General features: G+C 43.0%; 6 protein-coding genes and 1 other annotated feature. Of the genes, 1 reads left to right on the top strand and 5 read right to left on the bottom strand.

What is annotated here, in order from left to right; translation table 11 throughout:
* Nucleotides 1–832: YVTN family beta-propeller repeat protein (locus AC1DUA_RS20755; protein ID WP_477501578.1), on the bottom strand; the 832-nt coding region annotated here is incomplete at its 3' end.
* Between the two features lie 167 nt (nt 833–999).
* Between AC1DUA_RS20755 and AC1DUA_RS20750 the strand changes: the two genes are divergently transcribed.
* Nucleotides 1,000–1,176 (top strand): hypothetical protein, encoded by a 177-nt coding sequence (locus AC1DUA_RS20750; RefSeq protein WP_157326056.1) that lies wholly within the window; start codon nt 1,000–1,002, stop codon nt 1,174–1,176.
* A gap of 73 nt (nt 1,177–1,249) precedes the next feature.
* On the opposite strand, the gene asd is transcribed toward AC1DUA_RS20750, so the two are convergent.
* From asd to AC1DUA_RS20730, 4 genes are all read right to left on the bottom strand, one after another.
* Entirely contained in the window at nt 1,250–2,335 is a 1,086-nt protein-coding gene (gene asd, locus AC1DUA_RS20745) for an aspartate-semialdehyde dehydrogenase (protein WP_477501577.1), read from the bottom strand.
* Between the two features lie 130 nt (nt 2,336–2,465).
* Nucleotides 2,466–2,730: a binding site (T-box leader), on the bottom strand.
* A 71-nt stretch (nt 2,731–2,801) separates the two neighbouring features.
* Entirely contained in the window at nt 2,802–3,110 is a 309-nt protein-coding gene (locus AC1DUA_RS20740; protein WP_477501576.1) for a hypothetical protein, read from the bottom strand.
* 125 nt (nt 3,111–3,235) lie between these two features.
* Entirely contained in the window at nt 3,236–4,243 is a 1,008-nt protein-coding gene (locus AC1DUA_RS20735; RefSeq protein ID WP_477501575.1) for a DUF3231 family protein, read from the bottom strand.
* A 183-nt stretch (nt 4,244–4,426) separates the two neighbouring features.
* A partial coding sequence (locus tag AC1DUA_RS20730; RefSeq protein ID WP_477501574.1) for a carbohydrate-binding protein occupies nt 4,427–5,639 on the bottom strand: 1,213 nt, incomplete at its 5' end.

Below are 5,639 nucleotides of genomic sequence, written 5' to 3'. Positions count from 1 at the left end.
CTCTTATAACAGAGACGGTATTTTCTCCAAAATTAGCCACATAGCTATATTTGCCGTTTTGCGTGATAGCGACTATGCCGGGTTTCTTTCCCACCGGAACGGTAGCTATCACTTTATTTTTTTTCAGCCTAATGACGGAAACGGTATTATCTCCTTCATTACCGACATAAGCAAATCGATCGTTTGGCGTTATCGCAACTCCCACAGGTGTTGAGCCGACTTTAATTTTGCTAAGGATCTTTCTGCTTCTCGTACCGATGACCAAAACATTGTGATTCGTGGTCACATAAGCCAATCTGCTGTTTTGGGTAAAAGCAATTTGATCCGGACCCACCCCAGCAGGAATGGTGTCTATGATTTTATTACATTTTGCATTAAAAATAGAAATCGTATTGCTGTCGTGATTGCTCACGTAACCCACCGTTCTTTGTCCTATTTTCTGAGGTGTGACAGTTACGCCTACCGGTCTCTTACCTACCTTTAGCGTTTGAATGACCTTTCTCTTTTTTATACATAGAACTGAAACGGTATTATCGGCTGAGTTTGTAACATACACATACCTTTGCGATGTTCCTACATCCGATGGGCTTTTTCCGACTGGGATCGTGCTAATAATTTTATTCGTACTACGCTGGATGACTTGAGCGGTGTTATCGGTTTTATTGATGACAACCGCATGTTTCCCATCGGGGGTGATCGCGATCTCAAAGGGACCTTTTCCCGTCTTAATCGTTGCCTTGACCTTTCTGGTTCGGGTATCGATCACCGAGATGGTATTGTCGTTGTAATTCGTAACGTAGGCGAAATGAAACGAGGATGTACGTCTATTCATTGTCACAAGGGATCACTCTCCTAAGTAATCTTATGTTGGGAGATGTGCCCCAGGGAACGGCTGTTATCACGAGGAATTTGCAAACTCTGCATGCAACACCCTCATATGGGAGCAGCATGACGAAAAGATATGATATAGTAAGAAACGTTGTCATGGAGGAGCTTCCTATGCGAACCAATACAGAACAAAGAAAAATCACAAATCAAGATATTGAACAAATGATTGTCGAAATAGATAAAGGCTGGACAGAACTGAATAACATCCATGTGTCGTGTCACCATATTTGGAGGGATCTCGTACAAATTTCACAAGATTTGGACGAGAAATTCGGTATTTCCTATTAATTTAGTGTTTTTAAAAACAAAAACAGCAAGCCCCTAGTCGTATAGGAAGGCTTGCTGTTTTGTTTTTCATTTATTATTTTGCTTGAATGTAACCTTCTGCTTTCAGCAATTCAGCAATTAAAACGGCACCGCCTGCTGCTCCGCGCAATGTGTTATGTGATAATCCTACGAATTTGTAATCGTAGATGGAATCCTCACGCAAGCGACCTACAGAAACGCCCATACCGCGCTCAATGTCACGATCAAGTTTCGTCTGCGGTCTGTTCTCTTCTTCGAAGTACGTGATGAACTGTTTAGGTGCGCTTGGCAACTCAAGCTCCTGCGGGCGGCCTTTGAATTGCAACCAACGAGCAAGAATTTCTTCTTTGGATGGTTTTTTCTCGAACGATGCAAAAACAGTCGCTAGATGTCCATCTGTTACAGGAACGCGGATACATTGGGTTGTAATTAAAGGTGAGCTCGCTTTAACAATGGCATTATTCTCGATGCTGCCCCAGATGCGCAGCGGCTCTTGCTCGCTTTTTTCTTCCTCGCCGCCAATATAAGGGATCACATTATCCAGCATATCAGGCCAATCTGTAAAGTTTTTGCCCGCTCCGGAAATTGCTTGATACGTGGATGCAACCACTTGTGTTGGTTTGAAGTCCAGCAAGGCATGAAGCGCCGGCACATAGCTCTGAATGGAGCAGTTAGGCTTAACGGCAATAAACCCTGTTGAAGTTCCGAGACGTTTTCTTTGTGCCGCGATGACTTCAATATGCCCTGGATTCACTTCCGGGATGACCATCGGGATATCAGGTGTCCAGCGGTGAGCCGAGTTGTTGGAAATAACAGGTGTGCCCGTTTTGGCGTACGCCTCTTCCAACGCTTGAATTTCATTTTTTTTCATATCGACTGCGCAAAAGATAAAGTCAACTTGAGAAGCTACTTCTTCCACTTTCGAAGCATCTTGAACGACAATTTGTTTGACACTTTCAGGCATAGGGGTAGTGAGCTTCCATCTGCCTTGCACGGATTCTTCATATGTTTTACCCGCAGAGCTGCTGCTAGCTGCGATCGCTGTTACTTTAAACCAAGGATGTTGTTCCAGCAAATCAACAAAACGCTGGCCAACCATACCTGTTCCTCCAACAATACCCACTTTTAATTTTTCTGACATGAGATTTTCAAATCCTTTCAAAATGGTATGATAAACTATTCAATAAGTCTAAATTGGTGTACCTAACTAGCACGCTAACGGCATTTCTTTTATAAAAGCAAAAAAATCCCACCCCCAAGACTAATATAGCCTTAGGGACGAGATTTGGATTCCTCGTGGTACCACCCCAGATTCGCCAATATGTCGCCATATTAGCCTCTTCAAGTACGGCATTACGGTGTAATGCGGATACTTTAGCTCTGTAACAGGAGCTCCTGGCACACCATCGCCATCTTACCCGGTTCCGATGTGCTGCTCTGAGCCTTTTTTCAATAAAGAATTCTTTGCTCCTTTTCAGCTAACGGAGCTCTCTGTGAAAGATTTCATTTATTTACTCTTCTCTTCGTCGCATTTGAATGTTGCGATAATATTATCAGATATCGATAGCAACGTAAACAACATTTTTAAAAATTTCGAAAATAGACCATTATTCTCCTACGATGTCCGCTCTTAAATCGCTCGCAACTTCCATCATTCTTGGAATCACGGCTTCATTCGTGCCTGACACGTAAACATCCCCTTGATAATGTCGGAAAGGAATCTTGCTATCCCCGTAACTCCACATGAAGAAATCACCTTCTATCGACATCGTGGTTGCGCCGGTTATCGTAAACACTGATGTATAGGCAAAATCCGATTGGGACGCAAAATACTGTTTGCATTCTTCCAAAGAGATCACGGCTTCTGAATTGTCATTGACTTGCAAAGATCTTGTAATTCGATAGCGTTGGCTCAAAACAATCCCTCCATTCGTTCACCAACATATTTTATTGCAAAATCACGCAAATTACTAGCGCAATTTTATGCAAAAAAGCCAATCCAATTACTGGAGTGGCTAGGTCAATACCCATTTACTTACCATCATGATTTGGTTAGCTGCCTGCGATCTTCGACTTGCGGCGGCTCTTCCATCCAACCATGTTCAATCATGATTTCTCCGCCTTCTTTGACAAAGGGGATAATTTTTTGAGCCAGTTTCGCCATCGCAAGCGGTAAATCACTTCGCAGACTAAAAGCTCCGCCAAGTGAGTGACTTCCAATCGCAAATGAACCCAATAAATTGGTGAGATACATCATTAACTTATCAGAAAATGGGGAAACGGTGGAGTTGGTGGCCTTCCCCGCGTGAGTGGCAGGCGGCTCAATGTAGTCCGTGCGTAGAAATTCCCCTAAAGTCGTTTCGACCTCTTTGGACAGCTTCATGCCTTTCACAAAATATTCTTTCACATTCTTATCATGAGCAACTTGAGCAAAGCCGATCATAAGCTGCATCCCTGTAAGGTTCGCTTCAATGCCATGATGTAAGAGCGACATCTCAATCGCATTCAGAGCTCTTTTATCCTTAAATAAATGGAATCCTGATAAATAATTATCATTCTGAATGAAGGTTACTTCTGTGGGCATGGACATATAAGGCGGCCGCGATAGAATCCCTTTCTCCTCTAGGAATTGTACGCTCATATCGTACATCTCTTGTGAATTTGCTGTTAACTGCTTAAACAACTGTCTTATATCTTTCCGGTACGACATTGTTGAATGAAACGCAAATAAGGGAGTTTCAATCTTGCTTATCATATRCAAAAACATCGGTTCATAGTGGTAATCAAATAACTTAGGAACTCCTTTATTGACGTCATTTGCAGTAAATCCAAGTGGAATGACGGCTCCTGCTTGCTCAAAAATTTGTTTGATCTTGCTTACCATTTGATCAGCAGAATCGTACGTTGTTTTCAGAATTTGTTTAACCTCTTCATTTTCTGCGTTTTCAAGGAAATATTCCAAAAAGCGAAGTAACATGGTTTTTTCTTGATAGGTCATCCACAAGTTACCTATTTCAGACGATGTCAATGGGATATCGGTTGATTCCATATGGTTGACTCCTTTATGTAAATTCGCGTGATTTCTTCCTGATGTTTACTTTCATTTATCATTTCCGATTGGGGAAAGAATATCCAGAATGATTTTGCCTTTATTGGATGTGAGAAAGGGCTATCCCTCTGGTCACATGACCTTTGGAATAGCCCTCATCATTTTTTACTTGCAGTCCGTATGTTACTGTGCGTTTAAAGAAAACCTAACATTATCGAAATTTCCAATGTATTTTTTGGTCGCATTGGTTGTTCCCGTAAAGACAAGATAGATATCTTGAAGCCCAGTTAGCTTTTGAGTGAGATCAGCCGACACTATTCCGTAAGTCCCCCATCCGCTCGCAGTAGGAGGTGTGGAGAGTTTCCCAACTAACGTACCGTCTACTCCACCTAAGCGAATTTCAACTGCCGCATCGGTAGGGCAGCTTCCGCTGTTGCCTGAATACTCGATGCCTACGCGATCCACGCCTTCGCTGCCGAAATTCATTTTCTTGAAACCGAGCCAGGCGCCGTTAAAGGTGTTAGCAACCTGATCACCGCTAGTTCCCTTCTCCGTTTTGAGCGGAGTATTATTGTTGTAAACATTTAAAGCGGTAGACCATTCATTGAAGCTCTCCAGCTCCAACTTGGCATAATCGCTTCTAGGTGGGAGCACATACGCAAAGCTTGCGTTATCGAAATTTCCGATATATTTGTATGTCGCACTTGTCGTTCCCGTAAATACGAAGTATATGTCTTGAACACCGGTTAACTTTTGAGTTAAATCGCCAGAAACCGTCTTGTAGGTACCCCATCCGTTACCAGTCGGAGGTGCTGCGAGTTTCCCGACTAACGTACCGTTAACTCCGCCTAATCGAACTTCGACGGCTGAATCGGCTGCCGTATTCCCCGTGTTGCCTACGTACTCAATGGACAAGCGGTTAACACCTTGTGTGCCAAAATCCATTTTCTTATACGCAATCCATGCACCATTAAAGGTATTGGCAACCTGATCTCCGCTTTTTCCACCCTCCGTTTTGAGCGGACTATTATTGTTGTACACATTTAAAGCATTTGTCCATTCATCGTACTTCTCCAGCTCCAACTTGGCATAATCGCTTCTAGTTGGATTTGGATTTGGATTTGGATTTATATACGAAAAGCTGGCATTATCGAAATTACCGATGTATTTGAGTGTCGCGTTTGTCGTTCCTGTAAGTACGAAGTAGACATCTTGAAGGCCAGTTAACTTTTGAGTTAAATCGCCAGTAACCGTCTTATAGGTACCCCATCCGTTTGATGTCGGAGGTGCTGCGAGTTTTCCGACTAACGTACCGTTGACTCCGCCTAATCGAACTTCAACAGCTGAATCGGCTGCCGTGTTTGTCGTATTCCCTACGTACTCAACGGACAAGCGG

Source organism: Paenibacillus sp. 01T422, from assembly GCF_056398785.1.
The sequence above is the reverse complement of the archived record's forward strand: the minus strand, read 5'-3'. Positions and strand labels throughout refer to the sequence as shown.

Bases quoted from the DNA above. Each gene is read 5' to 3' on its own strand.
- asd (WP_477501577.1), bottom strand. From the start codon at position 2,335: ATGTCAGAAAAATTAAAAGTGGGTATTGTTGGAGGAACAGGTATGGTT.
- AC1DUA_RS20750 (WP_157326056.1), top strand. From the start codon at position 1,000: ATGCGAACCAATACAGAACAAAGAAAAATCACAAATCAAGATATTGAA.